The sequence below is a fragment of the Phaeovulum vinaykumarii genome, from assembly GCF_900156695.1.
Lineage (GTDB): Bacteria > Pseudomonadota > Alphaproteobacteria > Rhodobacterales > Rhodobacteraceae > Bieblia_A > Bieblia_A vinaykumarii.
Genome location: NZ_FTOM01000001.1, coordinates 616,097 through 632,924 on the forward strand (window position 1 = coordinate 616,097; position 16,828 = coordinate 632,924).

Consider the following 16,828-nt stretch of genomic DNA (forward strand, 5'->3'; position numbering starts at 1 on the left):
GGTTCCGCCTGCCTTCACAAGGGCCGCGCCCTCAGAACAGCCCCACGATGTTGCCGTCGCCGTCCAGGCCGATGCTCTCGGCCGCGGGATGGCGCGGCAGGCCCGGCATGGTCAGGATCTCGCCGCAGATCGCCACCACGAAGCCCGCCCCGGCCGCCAGCCGCACCTCGCGCACGGGGACGACGTGGTCCGAGGGCGCCCCAAGCCGCGCGGGATCGGCCGAGAAGCTGGCCTGGGTCTTGGCCATGCAGACCGGAAGATGCCCGAACGCGTCCTGCCATTCGGCAAGCTGGCGTTCCACGGCGGGCGCCATCTCGACCCGCGCCGCCCCATAGATACGGGTAGCGATGGTCTCGATCTTCTCCCGAAGCGGCATCTCGTCGGGGTAAAGCGGCGCGAAGTCCGACGGCCCGTCGCACAGGCCCGCCACCGCATGCGCCAGCGCCTCGGCGCCCGCGGCCCCCTCGGCCCAGTGCCGGCAGGAAATGGCCTCGACCCCCTCGGCGCGGGCCGCGTCGATCAGTGCGGCCGTCTCGGTCTCGGTGTCGGCGTCGAAATGGTTGACCGCCACCACCACCGGCAGGCCAAAGCCGCGCAGGTTGCGGATGTGGCGCGCCATGTTGGCCGCCCCGCGCCGCAGCGCGGCCACGTCCTCGCGCCCCAGATCGGCACGGTCCACGCCGCCATGCATCTTGAGCGCGCGCACCGTGGCCACCAGAACCACCGCCGCCGGCGTCAGCCCGCCGATCCGCGCCTTGATATCCAGGAATTTCTCGGCCCCCAGATCGGCGCCAAAGCCCGCTTCGGTCACCACGTAATCGGCCAGCCGCAGCGCCGCGCGCGTCGCCACCAGCGAATTGCAGCCATGCGCGATATTGGCGAAGGGGCCGCCGTGGACGAAGGCGGGGGTGTGCTCGATCGTCTGCACGAGGTTGGGCAGGATCGCGTCACGCAAGAGCACCGTCATCGCGCCCTGCGCCTTGAGATCGCGCGCAAGCACCGGGCGGCGGTCGAAGGTCTCGGCCACGACGATGCGCCCCAGCCGCGCCTGAAGGTCGGCCAGATCGCGCGCCAGGCACAGGCAGGCCATGACCTCGGAGGCGACGGTGATGTCAAAGCCCGTCTGGCGCGGCTGGCCGTTGCCGGGCCCGCCCAGCCCCGCCACGATGTCGCGCAAGGCGCGGTCGTTCATGTCCAGCACCCGCCGCCAGGTCACCCGGCGCGGGTCGATCCCCAGCGCGTTGCCCCAGTGGATGTGATTGTCGATCATCGCCGCCAGCAGGTTATGCGCCGCGCCGATGGCGTGGAAGTCGCCGGTGAAATGGAGGTTCATGTCCTCCATCGGCACGACCTGCGCCCGCCCGCCGCCGGCCGCCCCGCCCTTGAGCCCGAAATTCGGCCCGAGCGAGGCCTCGCGCAGGCAGATCGCGGTGCGCTTGCCGATCCGCGCCAGCGCGTCGCCCAGACCCACGGTGGTGGTGGTCTTGCCCTCGCCCGCGGGGGTGGGGTTGATCGCCGTGACCAGGATCAGCCGCCCGTCGCTGCGCGCCGGATCGTCGGCAAGCCCATGCAGGAAATCGGCCGCGATCTTGGCCTTGTCATGGCCATAGGGGATCAGCGCCGCGCCGGGGATCCCCAGCTTGGCGGCAATCTCGGGCAGGGGGCGCTTTTCGGCGCGGCGGGCGATCTCGATATCGGTCAGGTGCGGCATCGTGCTTCCGGCAAGGGGGTGACAGGCATGAGTTGACTGGGCGCCCGGACGCGCGCCCTGCCTGCCCCGCGGCAGGCAGGCCGTCAGCCCGGGACCGTCAGCGTAAAGAAGACCCGCCGGAAGGGGAAGAGGACCGATCCGTCCTCGGCCAGCGGATAGGCCGCCGCCAGCGCCGCGTCATAGCGCGCGATATAGGCCCCCGCCTCGTCCTCGGTCAGCTGCTCGAGGAAGGGGCGCATCGCCGTCGGCTCGGTGAAGCGGCGCACGGGATGGCCGTGCTTCACCTTGCCCAGGCGCTGGACGTAATCGGTCTGCCAGACATCGGGCAGGCCCAGCGGCGCCAGCATCCGGTGATATTCGGCCGGGGCGGCGACGGGCGGCTCCCAATCGGTGAAATCGAAGCGGTCGGGGAACATCTCGGCGGCGAAATCGCGCAGGAACCGATGCGAGGGCGCCCCGTGCTGGCGCGGCATCTGCACCGCCAGGATGCCCCCCGGCGCCAGGAAGCCCGCCAGCCGGCGCAGGAGCGTCTCGTGATCGTCCAGCCAATGCACCAGCGCATTCGAGAAGATCATCGCCGGCGGGCGTTCGGGCATCCAGGCGCGCGCATCGGCCTGCACCAGGCGCGAATAGGCCGCCGTCCCGGAGGCGGCCTTGAGCATCGCCGGCGAGGTATCCACCCCGATCAGCCGCCGCCCCTGCGCGCGCGCGCGCAACGCGCCCGCAACCAGGCCGTTGCCGCAGCCCAGGTCGATCACGTCGCCCTGCGCGGTCAGATGCACCTGCGCCAGAAGATCCAGCGCCGGCCGCAGCCGCAGGCCACCAAAGCGCGCATAACTTTCCGGGTTCCAATCCGCCATCCTGCCCTCCGCCTCCCGCGGGATATTGCGTTCCGGCGCCCACAGCGGAGGCGCGCCGGACCCTGTCCTTGGCTGCCATTCCGCCGCGGACGCGCGGCAAAGGCAAGGGGGCGTCGTGTCCCGCCCCGGAGGCCGCGCCGAAACGTGCCCAAACTGCCGCAGGCGCGCCGGCCAAACCCCCGCCGCCAAAGACAAAGGCCGGCCCCGAAGGACCGGCCCCTGGCCGTTCTGCGCCCGTCCCGGAGGGGCCGCTCAGGCCTGCGGTTCGGGGGTGCTGTCACCGGCCCCGCGCGCCGGCCGCGTGCGCGGGATCGAGGCCACCGAGGGCAACGCCGATTTCGGCGTGTCGCCGTCGTCGTCGCCATCGAGCGGCTCGCCCTTCATCACGCGCTTGATCTCGTCGCCGGTCAGGGTCTCGTATTCCAGAAGCCCCTGCGCCAGACGGTCCCATTCCTCGCGGCGCTCGGTGATGATGCGCACGGCCTCGCGGTAGCCTTCGTCGATCAGGTCGCGGACCTCCTGTTCGATCAGCTCCTTGGTATGCGCCGAAACCGAGAAACCCGCGGTATTGCCGGAATAGCCCTCGTGGGCCTCGGCATAATCGACGCTGCCGACCTTGTCGGACATGCCCCAGCGCATGACCATGGCGCGCGCCAGGCTGGACGCCTGCTGGATATCGCCCGCCGGGCCGTTCGACACCGAGTCCTCGCCATATTTGATGATCTCGGCGGCCTTGCCGGCCATGGTCATGGCGATGCGCTGCTTGGCCTCGTCCTTGTGCATGTTGAGCCGGTCCATCTCGGGCAGGCTGACGACCATGCCCAGCGCGCCGCCGCGCGGGATGATCGTGGCCTTGTAGACCGGGTCACATTTGGGCAGCGACAACCCGACGATGGCGTGGCCGGCCTCGTGATAGGCGGTCTTTTCCTTCTGCTCGGGCGTCAGCACCATCGACCGGCGCTCGACCCCCAGCATCACCTTGTCCTTGGCGTTCTCGAAGTCTTCCATCGTCACGAAGCGGCGACCGACGCGCGCGGCCATCAGCGCCGCCTCGTTGACCAGGTTGGCCAGATCCGCCCCGGAAAAGCCCGGCGTGCCGCGCGCGATCACGCGCAGGTCGACATCGGGGCCGGTCGGCACCTTGCCGGCATGCACGCCCAGGATCTTCTCGCGGCCCTTGATGTCGGGGTTGGGAACATGGATCTGGCGGTCGAAGCGGCCCGGACGCAGCAGCGCAGGGTCCAGCACGTCGCGGCGGTTGGTGGCGGCCACGATGATGATGCCCTCGTTGGCCTCGAACCCGTCCATCTCGACCAGAAGCTGGTTCAGCGTCTGTTCGCGTTCGTCATTGCCGCCGCCGATGCCGACACCGCGCGACCGGCCCACGGCGTCGATCTCGTCGATGAAGACGATGCACGGCGCGTTCTTCTTGGCCTGCTCGAACATGTCGCGCACGCGCGACGCGCCGACGCCCACGAACATCTCGACGAAATCCGACCCCGAGATGGTGAAGAAGGGCACGCCCGCCTCGCCCGCGATGGCGCGCGCCAGAAGGGTTTTCCCGGTGCCGGGCGGGCCGACCAGCAGCGCGCCCTTGGGGATCTTGCCGCCCAGACGGCTGAACTTCTGCGGGTTGCGCAGGAATTCGACGATCTCTTCCAGCTCTTCCTTGGCCTCGTCGATGCCGGCCACATCGTCGAAGGTGACGCGGCCGTGCTTCTCGGTCAGAAGCTTGGCGCGCGACTTGCCAAAGCCCATGGCCCCGCCCTTGCCGCCGCCCTGCATGCGGTTCATGAAGAAGATCCAGATGCCGATCAGCACCAGGAAGGGCATCCACACGCCCAGAAGCGACATGATCCCGGATTGCTCCTGGCGCTCGACGCGGACCTCGACATTGTGGTCGATCAGACGCCCGGTGATATCGTCGTTCTCGGGCTTGACGGTGGTGAAGCGCGAACCGTCCTGGCCGATGAAGATCACGTCCTCGCCGTCCAGAGTGACCGCGCTCACGTTTCCGTTATCGACGCGTTCGAGAAAGTCCGAGTAGCTGACGCTTTGCGCGTTCATCGTGGCCTGGCCGCCGCTGAACAGATTGAACAGCGCCAGAATCAGCAGGAACAGCACCACCCAGAAGGCGACATTGCGTGCGTTGCCCAAGGGAAACCCTCCAAAGTCAGAATTGCACACCCCGCACCGGGCGGGGCGGGCTTGTCGCAGAAAATAGGCAATCGGCGGGCGGGTTCAATGCGGGAATAGAAAATGCGCCGGATCGGGGTGAAGAAGTTCGGCCCGCCAGGGACCGCCGGGGGCCAGAAGCGGCGCGGCCAGAAGCCGGTCGGCCTGCCAGATGCCGGGGCTGGCCAGCGCCGAGGGCCGCGGCAGCCCCCCCACCCGCCAGTCGGGCAGGCGCGCCAGGCCCGCAGGCCCCAGCGCCCTGATCGTGGCGCCGGGCGGCAGGGGGGCCCCGGCGATGCGCCAGCGGTCCCAGACCGGCCCCGGCGCCACCAGATCCGCCACCGCGCGAAATTCGCGCGCCACCCGCAGCCGGCCCCCGGCCCGGCGAATGCGGCACCCCGCCAATGTCCGGTCGAATTCCGCCGGCGCCAGAAGTGCGGCCAGCGCCCGCGCGCGCGGCGGATAACCGGGGCCAGCCGCATGCGCCGCGCCCACGAAGGCCAGGGCCGCGCGCATCAGGCGGCGGCGGATCTCCATCGGCTGGGCGTCGAAGCCGGCCGCGTCAAACACCAGATCGCCCGCCGCCACCTGCGCCAGTGCCGCCATCGCCCCGCGCGCGGCGGCGCGCACGACCTCCTCGGCCTCGGAAAGATGCGCGACCACCGCGGCCAGCCCTTCGGCGCGCAGGCCCAGGGGCGCCAGATCGCGCAGGGCCCGACGCGCGCGGGCCCGCAGGTAAGCGGGGTTGTCGTTGGTCGGATCCTCGGCCCAGGCGATCCCTTGGGCGCGCGCCCAGATCCGCAGATCGGCACGCGTCACGCCCAGGAAGGGCCGGTGCCAGCGCACGCCCGCCTCGTGCCAGGACGGGCGCATCCCGGCAAGGCCCGCCAGCCCCGCCTCGCGGCCCAGCCGCATCAGGAAGGTCTCGGCCTGATCGTCGGCGGTATGGGCCAGCACCACATCCGTCACCCCCTCGGCGCACGCCCAGGCCCCGATCAGCCGCAGCCGGGCCCGGCGCGCGGCATCCATCAGGTTGCCGCCCGCGGGCCTGTCGGTCCAGCGCAGAACCGTGTGGGGCACGCCGAGGTCCGCGCAGGCGCGCGCGACCTGCGCGGCCTCGGCGGCGGCTTCGGGGCGCAGGCCGTGGTCCAGCGTGACCGCCCGAACAGGATGGCGCGCGGCCAGCAGATGCAGCGCCGCCATCGAATCGCCCCCGCCCGAGACCGCGACCGCCAGCCGGCGCCCGCCCGCCCCCTCGGGCAGGGAAAAGGCCGCGTCCGCCGCGGCCTCGACCCGGTCCAGCGCCCCGGCGTGCGGATCTGTGGCGCTCGCGCTCACGAACAGCCGATGACCTGCATCGCGCGGGCGGCCTCGGCGGCGGCGGGGGCCTCGGGAAAGCGCGCGCCCACCTGTCCCAGCGTCGTGCAGGCCTCGGCCTTCTGACCCAGCGCGTTCAGCGACTGACCCAGCCCCAGCAGGTTGTCGGGCGCCCGCGGCCCTTCGGGCGCGGCCGAAAAGGCATCGAGCCAGGCCCGCGCCGCCCCGGTTGCATCGCCGTCCCGCGACAGCGCCAGCCCGCGCAGATACATCGCCTCGGCGGTCAGGGGGCTGCCCGTGTAGGTTTGGGCAAAGGTCGCAAGGAGCTCGGCGGCGCGGCGAAAGTCACCCTGACCGAGCACCTCCCGCGCCCGGTCGAAATCGGCCTGTTCGTTGATCGCCATCGAGCCCTGATCGGCGTCGCCTTCCGGCGTTTCGGGCGGGGGCGCCGGCGTCACCGCCGCGGCCCCGCCCAAAGGCGCGGTGGCCCCGATCGCGTTGATATCGCAGGCGGGTTCCAGTTCGCAGACCCGGAATTCCAGATCCCCCAACCGGTTGGTGCCATCCGCCACGATGCGGTTGATGCGGTTCTCCAGATCCTCGGACCGCGCGGTCAGCCGCGTCAGCGCGGCCTCCATCGCGTCCATCCGCTCAAGCGCGGTGACCCCGCCCGCCGCCGCGATCCCCGAGGGCCCCGAGGCCACCAGCTCCCCGCGCAAGGCCTGGATCTGGGCGCCCAGGCTGCCCAGTTCGGCACGGATGTCCGCCAGCGTCGCGGCCCGGTCCTGCGCCAGCGCGGGACCGGTGAGCGGGCCGGACAGGATCAGCGCAAGGGTCAGGACAAGACGTCTGCGCATGTCCCGGCCCTCAGCTGCCCGCGCCGAGCGAGATCACCGTCACCGCACGGCGGTTCTGGGCATAGCAATCCTCGCTCGAGCAGACCGCCAGCGGGCGCTCCTTGCCATAGGAGACGGTGCGCAGCCGGTTCGACGCCACCCCCTGCGAGATCAGGAATTCCTGCACCGCATTGGCGCGGCGCGCCCCCAGGGCAAGGTTGTATTCGCGCGTGCCCTGCTCGTCGGCATGGCCTTCGACGATGGCGGAATATTGCGTGTTGGCGCCCAGCCATTGCGCCTGGCCGGTCAGGGTCTGGCGCGCCTGCGGCGACAGCGTGGATTGATCGACGGCGAACAGGACCTTGTCGCCGATGGTCTGGTTGAAATAGGCCGGGCTGCGCGGATCATTCGCGCCGCCGAGGCTGGACTGGTCGATGCCGCCCATGCCGCCCGCACCGCCGCCCGCCCCGAAGCGGTCGGGGTTGGAGCACGCGGCCAGGGCCAGCGCCGAACAGATCATCATCACTTTGGGAAACAGGGTCATTTCTTGCGCTTTCCATTTGGGCCCGCAGAGCGTGGCCAAGTTTAGCATGTCGGCCCGATGCTGCAAACGCAGCATCGGGGATTTGGCATCAAGGGCCGGGGCCTTCGGGCGCGGCTCAGGGCAGGAGCGGCGACCACGCCGGGTCGGACGCCGGCCCCGCGGTGGGCACCTGGCGCAGGTTGCGCCCCGAGATGTCCACGGAATAGAGACGCGGCTCGCCGCCCACCCCGGCGCTTTCACGGGTGAACATGATGACGCGGCCGTTGGGCGACCAGGTCGGCCCCTCGTCCAGGAAGGAATTGGTCAGCAGGCGTTCCTCGGTGCCGTCGGTGCGCATCACGCCGATGTGGAAGCGGCCGGCATCCTGCTTGGTGAAGGCGATCATGTCGCCGCGCGGCGACCAGACCGGCGTGCCATAGCGCCCCGAGCCGAACGAGATCCGCCGCGCCTCGCCGCCCGAGGCGGGCATGATGTAAAGCTGCTGGCTGCCCGAGCGGTCGCTCTCGAACACGATCTGGCTGCCATCGGGCGAGAAGGACGGCGCGGTCTCGATGGCGGGGGTGTTGGTCAGGCGCATCGGCGCCCCGCCATTCACGCCCACCATCCAGATGTCGGTGTTGCCGCCCTGCTCGAGCGAATAGACCACGCGGCTGCCATCGGGCGAGAACCGCGGCGCAAAGGTCATGGTGCCGGGCTGCTCGGGCAGGAACGACCCCGCGCTCGAGGAGACGTCAAGCATCTTCACCCGCGGAAAGCCGGTCTCGAAGGTGGTGTAGAGGATGCGATCCCCCGAAGGCGAGAAGCGCGGCGCCAGCACGATGGTCGAGGCATCGGTCAGGAACTGCACGTTGGCGCCGTCATAATCCATGATCGCCAGCCGCTTCTGGCGGGCGTTCTTGGGCCCGGCCTCGGCCACGAAGACCACACGGCTGTCGAAATAGGCGCCCTCGCCGGTGATACGGGCATAGACCTGATCGGCGACCTTGTGCGCCAGCCGCCGCCAGCTGCCCTCCGAGGCGGCCAGTTGCAGCCCCTCGCCCAGCTCGGCGCCGGAATAGACGTCGAACAGCCGGAAGCGCACCGTGATCCGCCCGCCCCCCGAAGACACCGACCCCACGATCAGCGCCTGGGCGTTGATGGCCTTCCAGTCGGCATAGGCGACGGGCGCGTCAAAGCGGTCCACCCGCGCGATATGCGCCGAGGGCGGGATCTCGCGGAAAAGGCCGGTGTTCGACAGATCCGCCGCGATCACCTGCGACAGCTCGGCGGCATAGCGGGCAGCACCGGCATCCTCGGCCACGAAGGTGGGCAGCGCGAAGGGCAGTGGCTCGATCACGCCCTCGGTGATCTCGATGCGCAGCGGGCCGGTCTGGGCGGCGGCGGGCGTGCCCTGCCCGGCCAGCGCCGCCAGCCCGATCAGAAGCCCCGCCAGCGGCAGCCGGAACCGGCAAAGCGCGCCGCGCAGGACGGGCGAACAGGCGGGCGTGGGGGTGGATTTCGGGGGGGTGGATTTCGGGGAACGGGCCGGGACAGGGCGGGACGAAACGAAACGGGACAGCATGGCGGGCAAGGCTTGCATCCTCTGGACAGGGGCGGCGCGGGCGGGCGCACGGACATCGGCGGCAAGGCAACCCGGACCGGCAGCACCGGCACCGGGAAGAACCGGGTCGCGGCGGACCCCGGAAGCGGGGGCGGTGACGGGAGCGAAGCGGGGGCCGGGCATCACTTCATCCTCATCTTTTCGGGGTTGAAGACAATCTCGATCCGCTGCCATTGGTCGTATTTCTCGGGCGGAAGCGGGAAACCGCTCGCGCCGCAACGGATGATGGCGCGGCGCCCGGCCTCGAAGGCCTGCGCGGCGGCGGCCTCCGAACCGCCCGTATAGCTCAGCTGCGCGATCGAGCCGTTCACCGGCCGGCCGTCGGGGGTCATGTCGAAGCCCACGGTCACGACCGTGCGCAACGCCTCGGACGACAGCGCCCCCACGTTCCAGCAGGCCTTGACCGCAACGACCAGCGCCTCGCGTTCGCCCGCGGTCAGCGGCGGCCCCGAGGCCGCACGGCCCACGCCGCCGGTGCTGTCGTCGCTGCCCGCAAGCGCCTCGGCCAGGGCGTCGGCCACCGCGTCGCGGGTGTCGCGCGCGGGGGGCGTGGCCGCGGGGGGTGTGGCCGCGGGGGCCGCGGTGCGGGTCTCGGGGGCGGGATCCGGTCGGGCCGGACGCCCCGGCGGTCGCGGCGAAGACCGCGGCGCCGAGGATTGCGGCCGGTCGTCGGTCTCCACGTCCTCGGTCACGATCTGCGTCGTGGCCTCGGGCGGGGCGGCCTCGGGGCGGGGCGGCTCGGGGTCGGGCGCCGGGCTTTCCTCGGGGCGGGTCTCGCGCACCGCGGTCTCGGCGGTCTGCGCATCGGGCGCCGGCGTCTCCGAGGGCACCGGCGCCACGCGATCGGCGGGCCGGGGCCGCGGGCGGGCGCTGATGTCGGGGGCCAGCATCGGCGCGGGTTCCGCAACCGGCGGCAGCACGGGCATCGGCGCGGGCTCGGCCTCGGGTTCGGGTTCGGGCGCGGCGACCTGCGGGTCAGGCAAGGGCTCCGGGGCCGGTTCGGGGTCGGGCTGCGGCGCGGGTTCGGGTTCGGGCTCGGGCGCGGCGGCAACCGGCGCCGGGGTCTCGGGCTCGGCGGGGGTCTCGGCAGCGCGGGGGGCGGCCGCCACGATCTGCTGGAAGGCGGCCTCGGAGATCACCGACACCTCGGCGATCTCGATCGGTTCGGGCGGCGTCGGGTCGAACAGCCAATCGCCCAGCGCGACCCAGATGATGAGCCCGCCGTGCAGCGCCGCCGAGACGCCGATGCCGATCTTTTCAGCCCGTTCCATAGGCATGATGCCCCTGGTCCGCCCCGCTTGCCTGTCCCCGGGGGCTGCGCCCCCGGCCGCGGCCCATTCGCCGCATCCCCTGCCCCGCCGCGCAGGCCGCCCGTGGCCCGCCCGACACCTGCGCGCCGCGCCCCACCGGGGCGGACGCCTGCCGATCCTAGTTGCCGCCCGCCATCGCCGGCCCGCCCGTGTCGGTCACCAGAACGATGTTGGTAAAGCCGCCCGCGTTCATCGCGCCCATGACCTGCACCACCTCCTCGTAGGGAAGGCTTCCGTCGGCGCGCAGATAGATCTTGTCGCTCTCGCGCTCGGCGGCGACGGCGCGCAGCCGGTCGATCAGCTCCTCGGGCGGGATCTCGCTGTTCATCAGCGCCAGCCCCCCCTCGGCGGTCAGCGACACCACCAGCGGCTCCTCGGTCTCGGCCGGGACGGGCTGCGCCGCGCTCTTGGGCAGATCGAGCGGCACCCCCACCGTCATAAGCGGCGCGGCCACCATGAAGATGATCAGAAGCACCAGCATCACGTCCACGAAGGGGGTGACGTTGATCTCGCTCATCGCGGCGTGACGGGTGCGCGCGCCGCGCCTGCGCCCGCCCCGCGTGGATTTCAGAACCCCGGCGCCCATGGCTCAGGCGTCCAGCTGGCGCGAGATGATGGTGGCGAATTCGTCGGCAAAGGCGTCATAGCCCGCCGCGATCCGGTCGGCATCCGAGGAGAGCTTGTTGTAGAAGATCACCGCCGGGATCGCCGCCAGAAGCCCCAGCCCGGTGGCCAGAAGCGCCTCGGCGATGCCGGGCGCCACCACCGCAAGCGAGGTGTTCTGCGAGATGGCGATTTCCTCGAAGGCGGCCTTGATGCCCCAGACGGTGCCGAACAGGCCCACGAAGGGCGCGGTCGAGCCCACCGTGGCCAGGAAGGGCAGACCGGCGTTCAGAACCTCGGTCTCCTTGGCGATGGCCACGTTCATCGAACGGTCGATGCGGGCCTGGGCGCCGGCGATCAGCTCGCCGTCCTGCCGGTGGCTGCGGCGCCATTCCGACATGCCGGCGGCGAAGATGCGCTGCGAGGCCCCCGCGGGCGTGGGGCCGATGGCGTCGAACAATTCGTCCAGCGGCTCGCCCGACCAGAAGGCGCGGTCGAAGATGGCGGCCTCGCGCCGGGCCAGGCGATAGGTCAGGAACTTGCGGATGATGATCGCCCAGGACCAGAAGCTGGCGCCGATGAGCATGAGCATCACCAGCTTCACCGTCAGCGTGGCCCGCGCAAAGAGCGCGATCAGCGAAAAGTCGATCTCTTGCGCGGCGGCAAGGGTCTGGGGGTCCATGATATCACTGCTCGTCGTTGACTGTGCCGCCCTTGCGCGGCGGGGCTGTGCCGCCTTTTCGCGGCGGATCTTGGGCGCGATTCTACACGGCCCCCCTCTGCTTTCCAAGGGAGATGCCGCGCCAGGACGCACAGCTTGACGTGATCAGCCCGCGTCTGCCGCCAATTGCTGGCGAATTTCCGCCGACAACCGTGCCGGCGCGCCGTCGGGGCGCAGCGCCGCCATCGTCACCCGCGCCCGGAACAGGGTTTCGGCGCCGCGGCGGACCTCCTGGTCCATAACGATGCGCGCCCCGCTCAGCTGCACCAGCCGCGTGACGACCTCGAGCAGGTCGTCGAAGCGGGCCGGCGACAGATAATCGGCCTCGACCCGGCGAACGGCGAAGACGACGCCGGTCCGGGCCTTCAGCGCCGCCTGGTCAAGCCCGCGCGCGCGGACATATTCGGTGCGCCCGCGTTCGATGAAGCGCAGGTAATTGGCGTAATAGACGATGCCGGCAAGGTCGGTGTCCTCATAATAGACCCGCACCGGGATCCGGTCGCCGCCGGTTGCATCCACTGCGCCCAGCTCTTTCATCATGCCGCCCCCGCCGCGGCGACACGGGCGAAGAGACGCAGCGCATGGGCCGGATCGGCGCTGGCCGCCGGCAGCACCGGATCATAGGCCGCCCGGATCAGCGAGGCCAGATCGGGCGGCACCACCATGCGGTCGCCCGCCAGCCCCAGCACCGGCGGGCGCGCCCAGTCGAGGATCGCGGTGACGCCCAGTTCCAGCGCCAGATCCTCGGCCGCCATCGGCGCGGCCTCGTCCACGCGCACGAACAGGAAGACGGCGCGAATCGCGCCCTCGGCCTCGAAACGGACCTGCGCATAGCGGCTGGCCCCGCGCGCGGCCAGGATCTGCGCGGTCTGCCCGATCCCCTCGATCAGCCCGCCCAGCTCGGGCACGCCGTCCAGTTCGGCCCAGTCGCGGATCAGGAACACCCACAGGTTGGCGCCCATCTCGGCGTCGGTCTCGGCCATGCGGTGACCGGCCAGCGTCACCACCGCCTCGATCCCGCCCTTGATCGCCGCCAGCGTCGCGTCATCGGCGCCAAAGACGCAAGGCACGATGGGCCGCGTCCAGCGGGCAAAGCGATAGCTGTCGTCGCGGGTGAACAGCGCCGCGATCGTCTCGGGCGTCAGGGTCATCTCGGCCTCCTGTCTCGGGGCTTGTGCGGGGCTGGTGTGGGCGCGCTCAGGTGGGCGGCGCGATCTCGTGGCGCCCCGCCAGATCGGTGAAGAACTGCCAGGCCACGCGCCCCGACCGCGCCCCGCGCGTGATCTGCCATTCGAGCGCCTCGGCGCGCAGCACCTCGGGGTCGATCTCGAGACCGGCGGCCCGGCAATAGCCGTCGATCATGGCCAGATATTCGTCCTGCGAGCAGGGATGAAAGCCCAGCCACAGCCCGAAGCGATCCGACAGGGACACCTTCTCCTCGACCGCCTCCGAGGGGTTGATCGCCGAGGACCGCTCGTTCTCGATCATGTCGCGCGGCATCAGATGGCGGCGGTTCGAGGTGGCATAGAAGACCACATTGGCCGGCCGGCCCTCGATGCCGCCGTCGAGCACGGCCTTCAGGCTCTTGTAATGCTGGTCGTCATGGCTGAACGACAGGTCGTCGCAGAACAGGATGAACCGGCGCGGCGCGCCCCGGCGCAGATGCGCCAGAAGCCGCCCGACCGAGGGCAGATCCTCGCGCGACAATTCCACCAGAAGGGGGCCCGGCTGCCCCTCGGCGCGCCGCTCGGCCGAAACGCGGGCATGAACGGCCTTGACCAGCGACGACTTGCCCATCCCGCGCGCGCCCCACAACAGCGCGTTGTTGGCGCCAAAGCCGCGGGCAAAGCGGCGGGTGTTGTCCAGAAGCGTATCCCGCGCCCGGTCGATCCCCTGCAAAAGCGCCAGATCCACGCGCGAGACCTGCGCCACGGGTTCCAGCCGGTCGGGCTCGGTCTGCCAGACAAAGGCCTCGGCGCCCGACAGCTTGGGCATCGGCCCCGGCGGCGGCGCCAGACGTTCCAGCGCGGCGGCGATACGCTCCAGCGGGTCGGTCATTTCCGGTCCTCCGCGGCAAGATCGGCCTCGTCCTCGTCTTCGTCCTCGAACCACAGACCCTCGGCGCGCAGGCGTTCCTCGCGCTTGCGCTCGATGCGGCGGACCAGCTGGATCGAGACCTCGTAGAGACCATAGACCACCGTGAACAGCACCACCTGCGACACCACATCGGGCGGCGTCGCCAGCGCGGCCAGCATCAGGATGCCCACCACCGCATATTTGCGCATGTTGGCCAGCCCCGCGGCCGAGACCAGCCCCGCCTTGCCCATCAGCGTCAGCAGCACGGGCAATTGGAAGCACAGCCCGAAGGCCATCACGAATTTGGTCGTCAGCGACAGGTATTCCTGGACCGAACCCTGGAAGACGATCCCCGCCGCCGCGATCTGGGCGCGGGCATCGGTGGGATCGGCCGCCTCGGGCACCGGCGCCTCAAGGCCCACCGGGCCCTGCTGGAAGCCCAGGAAGAAATTGAACGCCAGGGGTAGCACCGCGTAATAGGCGAAGGCCGCCCCCAGGAAGAACATCGCGGGCGAGGCCAGCAGGAACGGCAGGAAGGCGTTCTTCTCGGACTTGTAGAGGCCCGGCGCCACGAACCGCCACAGCTGATAGCCGATCACCGGGAAGGACAGCGCAAAGCCCCCCAGGAACGAGATGTTGATGGCAACGAAGAAGCCTTCCTGAAGCTTGATCAGGATCAGCCCGCAATCCTGGCCGCGATCGGCCAGCGCGGTGCAGATCGGCTGGGTCAGGAAGTTGAAGATCGGGTTCCAGACGCTGAAACACAGCAGCATCGCCGCGACAAAGGCCAGGATCGACCAGATCAGGCGCTGGCGCAGCTCGGCCAGATGCTCGATCAGCGGCGCGTGGGTGTCCTCGATGTCATCTTCGGGGGTGGCGGGACCGCTCATGCCTGATCTCCGGGTTCACGCGTGGCCGGTCGGGACGCGGGCTGGGGGGACGCGGGCTGGGGCGGCACAGGTTGTGCGGCGGCAGAGGGCGGGGGCGCCTCGGGGTCGGGCACGGCCACGGGGGCCTCTGCGCCCCCTGCGGCGGGACGCTTGGCCGCGCCGGGCTCCCAGCGTTCGAACCGGTCGGCGGCGGTTTCCAGCGCGTCGAGCCCCAGCGACTTCTTCGAGGTCAGCCCCTTGAGCGCGCGCAGATCGTCGGCGGCGTCCTTCAGGCCGCTGTCGTCGGCGGCCTCCTCCATCGCGCGCGAGAATTCGCGGCCCATGGCGCGGGCCTTGGCGGTGAACCGCCCCAGGGTGCGGAACATGCCGGGCAGGTCCTTGGGCCCCACCACGATCAGCGCCACGATGCCGATCAGCAGCAATTCGCTCCAGCCGATGTCAAACATGATCGCTCCGGCCTTGCCCGGCACCGGGCCGGGGTGGAAAGACGACGAAGGCGCGGGCTGCACGCAGGCAGGCCCCGCGCCGCGGGATCATCCTGATGACGGGACCGCGCCTGCCCGCCGGTCGGGGCGGGGGCCCGGCCGGGCCCTCAGGCCTTGTCCTTTTCGGCGGGGGTGACATCGCGCGCGGCATCCGAGGACGCGCTCTCGATCTCCTCGGTGCCGTCCTTGACGCCCTTCTTGAAGGCGGTGATGCCCTTGCCGACCTCGCCCATCAGCGAGGAAATCTTGCCGCGCCCGAAGAGCACCAGCACGACGACGGCAATCAAGAGAAGGCCGGGAAGGCCGATGTTGTTGAGCATGTCACTCTCTCCCTGAGGGCCGCGCCGGGGGCCGCGCGTCGCGCGCCGGGCGGCTTCGTTCTCTCCAATTAAGCCCTCGGATGGGGCAATCAAAGCCCCATTCCGTCGCGGGGCGCGGATTTTTGCCCGGTTTCGCGGCCGATCCGGCGCCCCGGCACGCCCTGCCCCTTGCCGTGATGCCCCGGCGGACGCATCTCTTCCGGGGAGGGCCGCACACTGGCTGCACGCGGGTCGCAACGGGTCGCAGGGGCGGGGCGCAGGGATGGGGCGCAGGGAAGGAACGGAACGATGACGTCGGACATGCTGGGGCAATTGGGGTATCTGACGCTCCTCTTCCTGATGATCGGCGGCTATGTGCTGATCGAGCTGCGCGCCCGGCCCGGCAAGGCGCTGCGCCAGGCGATGGCCTGGGCGCTGATCTTCGTGGGGGTAGTCGCGGCGGTCGGGCTCTGGGGCGATATCCGCCGCGCCAGCCTGCCCGAGACCGCCACAATCCTGTCCGACGGCGAACGCCTTGAGGTGCCCAAGGGCCGCGACGGGCATTTCCACCTGCGCGCCGGCGTCAACGGCGTGCCGGTCAGCTTTGTCGTGGACACCGGCGCCTCGGATATCGTGCTGACCCAGCGCGACGCCGAACGGGCGGGGATCGCGCTGGGGGATCTGGCCTTCTTCGGGCAGGCGCGCACGGCAAACGGCGTGGTGTCGACTGCGCCGGTGCGGCTGGACACGCTGGCGCTGGGGCAGCTGCAACTGCGGGACGTGCGCGCGGTGGTCAATGGCGGCGAGATGCGCCAGTCGCTGCTGGGCATGTCGCTGCTGAGCCGCTTCCAGAGCGTCGAGATGCGCCCCGACCGGCTGATCCTGACGCCCTGAGGCGGGGGGCGTTGCCCCCCCGGCGGCGCATCACTCCCGCGGCGCGCTCTCGTGGCGCAGGGCCCAGCGCCCGCCGTCCTCGTTCCAGTATTGCGCGCCCAGCCCCGCCCCGGTCAGCGCCCGCCATTGCCCGCGCGCGGTCTCGACCGCCTGCGGATCATCGCCGTCAAAGAGCACCCAGACCCGTTCGAGCGCCTCCGCCTCGGCCGGATCGACGGCCGCGCCCCCCACCGTCATCAGCGCGCGCGGGGCATTGGCCGCGGCCTCTCCCGGCAGGGTCAGAAGCACCGGCTGGCGCGCATCATGCGGCCCGCCGGCGGGACCGTGGGGCAGGAAGTCTTCCTCGGGGCCCTGCCACAGACGGCTGTCGAGATCGGCGCGCGCGGCCGCGTCGGGGCAGCGCAGTTCCACCCGCCATCCGGCCGCCAGCGCACGCGGCAGAAGCCGCCCCGCCGTGGCCGCCGCGCTCGAGCGCGTCAGGTGATAGAACAGCACCGCCCCCACGGG

18 protein-coding genes are annotated in these 16,828 nt (G+C 71.0%); 1 reads left to right on the forward strand and 17 read right to left on the reverse strand.

The features are described 5' to 3' along the window. Nucleotides 1-31: 31 nt before the first annotated feature. The 16 genes from BW949_RS02890 to BW949_RS02965 all read right to left on the reverse strand — a co-directional run bounded on the left by BW949_RS02890 (nucleotide 32) and on the right by BW949_RS02965 (nucleotide 15,448). Complete coding sequence (locus tag BW949_RS02890; protein WP_076363384.1) at nucleotides 32-1,711, reverse strand: formate--tetrahydrofolate ligase; 1,680 nt, start codon at nucleotides 1,709-1,711, stop codon at nucleotides 32-34. 83 nt (nucleotides 1,712-1,794) lie between these two features. Continuing rightward, on the reverse strand, nucleotides 1,795-2,571 hold the full coding sequence (locus tag BW949_RS02895; protein ID WP_076363385.1) for a methyltransferase domain-containing protein: 777 nt from the start codon (nucleotides 2,569-2,571) through the stop codon (nucleotides 1,795-1,797). A gap of 252 nt (nucleotides 2,572-2,823) precedes the next feature. Next, entirely contained in the window at nucleotides 2,824-4,728 is a 1,905-nt protein-coding gene (gene ftsH / locus BW949_RS02900; protein ID WP_076363386.1) for an ATP-dependent zinc metalloprotease FtsH, read from the reverse strand. An 84-nt stretch (nucleotides 4,729-4,812) separates the two neighbouring features. Further along, nucleotides 4,813-6,084: a tRNA lysidine(34) synthetase TilS gene (gene tilS / locus BW949_RS02905; RefSeq protein WP_083947547.1), complete on the reverse strand. Its 1,272-nt coding sequence runs from the start codon at nucleotides 6,082-6,084 to the stop codon at nucleotides 4,813-4,815. Then, nucleotides 6,081-6,920: a tol-pal system protein YbgF gene (gene ybgF, locus BW949_RS02910; protein ID WP_076363387.1), complete on the reverse strand. Its 840-nt coding sequence runs from the start codon at nucleotides 6,918-6,920 to the stop codon at nucleotides 6,081-6,083. Before ybgF ends, tilS begins: the two co-directional genes overlap by 4 nt. A gap of 10 nt (nucleotides 6,921-6,930) precedes the next feature. Beyond that, complete coding sequence (gene pal / locus BW949_RS02915; protein WP_076363388.1) at nucleotides 6,931-7,443, reverse strand: peptidoglycan-associated lipoprotein Pal; 513 nt, start codon at nucleotides 7,441-7,443, stop codon at nucleotides 6,931-6,933. Between the two features lie 115 nt (nucleotides 7,444-7,558). Next, nucleotides 7,559-9,004 carry a Tol-Pal system beta propeller repeat protein TolB gene (gene tolB / locus BW949_RS02920; RefSeq protein ID WP_083947548.1) on the reverse strand — a complete coding sequence of 482 codons (1,446 nt, stop codon included), beginning with the start codon at nucleotides 9,002-9,004 and terminating at the stop codon, nucleotides 7,559-7,561. Nucleotides 9,005-9,165: 161 nt separating this feature from the next. Next, a complete protein-coding gene (locus tag BW949_RS02925; RefSeq protein WP_076363389.1) occupies nucleotides 9,166-10,314 on the reverse strand; it encodes a hypothetical protein in 1,149 nt (382 codons plus the stop codon). Nucleotides 10,315-10,471: 157 nt separating this feature from the next. After that, a complete protein-coding gene (locus tag BW949_RS02930; protein WP_076363390.1) occupies nucleotides 10,472-10,939 on the reverse strand; it encodes an ExbD/TolR family protein in 468 nt (155 codons plus the stop codon). A 3-nt stretch (nucleotides 10,940-10,942) separates the two neighbouring features. Further along, nucleotides 10,943-11,638 (reverse strand): protein TolQ, encoded by a 696-nt coding sequence (gene tolQ, locus BW949_RS02935; RefSeq protein ID WP_076363391.1) that lies wholly within the window; start codon nucleotides 11,636-11,638, stop codon nucleotides 10,943-10,945. Between the two features lie 144 nt (nucleotides 11,639-11,782). Next, nucleotides 11,783-12,217: a tol-pal system-associated acyl-CoA thioesterase gene (gene ybgC / locus BW949_RS02940; RefSeq protein WP_235816184.1), complete on the reverse strand. Its 435-nt coding sequence runs from the start codon at nucleotides 12,215-12,217 to the stop codon at nucleotides 11,783-11,785. After that, the gene (locus BW949_RS02945) at nucleotides 12,214-12,828 is read right to left on the reverse strand and encodes a hypothetical protein (protein WP_076363393.1); all 615 of its coding nucleotides are present in this window, start codon (nucleotides 12,826-12,828) and stop codon (nucleotides 12,214-12,216) included. Before BW949_RS02945 ends, ybgC begins: the two co-directional genes overlap by 4 nt. A 46-nt stretch (nucleotides 12,829-12,874) precedes the next feature. Continuing rightward, nucleotides 12,875-13,735 (reverse strand): ATP-binding protein, encoded by an 861-nt coding sequence (locus BW949_RS02950; RefSeq protein WP_076363394.1) that lies wholly within the window; start codon nucleotides 13,733-13,735, stop codon nucleotides 12,875-12,877. Beyond that, on the reverse strand, nucleotides 13,732-14,643 hold the full coding sequence (gene tatC / locus BW949_RS02955) for a twin-arginine translocase subunit TatC (RefSeq protein WP_076363395.1): 912 nt from the start codon (nucleotides 14,641-14,643) through the stop codon (nucleotides 13,732-13,734). Before tatC ends, BW949_RS02950 begins: the two co-directional genes overlap by 4 nt. Continuing rightward, a complete protein-coding gene (gene tatB, locus BW949_RS02960; protein WP_076363396.1) occupies nucleotides 14,640-15,089 on the reverse strand; it encodes a Sec-independent protein translocase protein TatB in 450 nt (149 codons plus the stop codon). Before tatB ends, tatC begins: the two co-directional genes overlap by 4 nt. Before the next feature lie 146 nt (nucleotides 15,090-15,235). Next, nucleotides 15,236-15,448, reverse strand: coding sequence for a twin-arginine translocase TatA/TatE family subunit (locus BW949_RS02965; RefSeq protein WP_076363397.1), 213 nt, complete (start codon nucleotides 15,446-15,448; stop codon nucleotides 15,236-15,238). 288 nt (nucleotides 15,449-15,736) lie between these two features. Between BW949_RS02965 and BW949_RS02970 the strand changes: the two genes are divergently transcribed. Further along, nucleotides 15,737-16,321 carry a retropepsin-like aspartic protease family protein gene (locus BW949_RS02970; RefSeq protein ID WP_076363398.1) on the forward strand — a complete coding sequence of 195 codons (585 nt, stop codon included), beginning with the start codon at nucleotides 15,737-15,739 and terminating at the stop codon, nucleotides 16,319-16,321. Nucleotides 16,322-16,351: 30 nt separating this feature from the next. Here the strand turns inward: BW949_RS02970 and BW949_RS02975 are convergent, their stop codons facing one another. Beyond that, complete coding sequence (locus tag BW949_RS02975) at nucleotides 16,352-16,825, reverse strand: DNA polymerase III subunit chi (protein ID WP_076363399.1); 474 nt, start codon at nucleotides 16,823-16,825, stop codon at nucleotides 16,352-16,354. Between the last annotated feature and the right edge of the window lie 3 nt (nucleotides 16,826-16,828).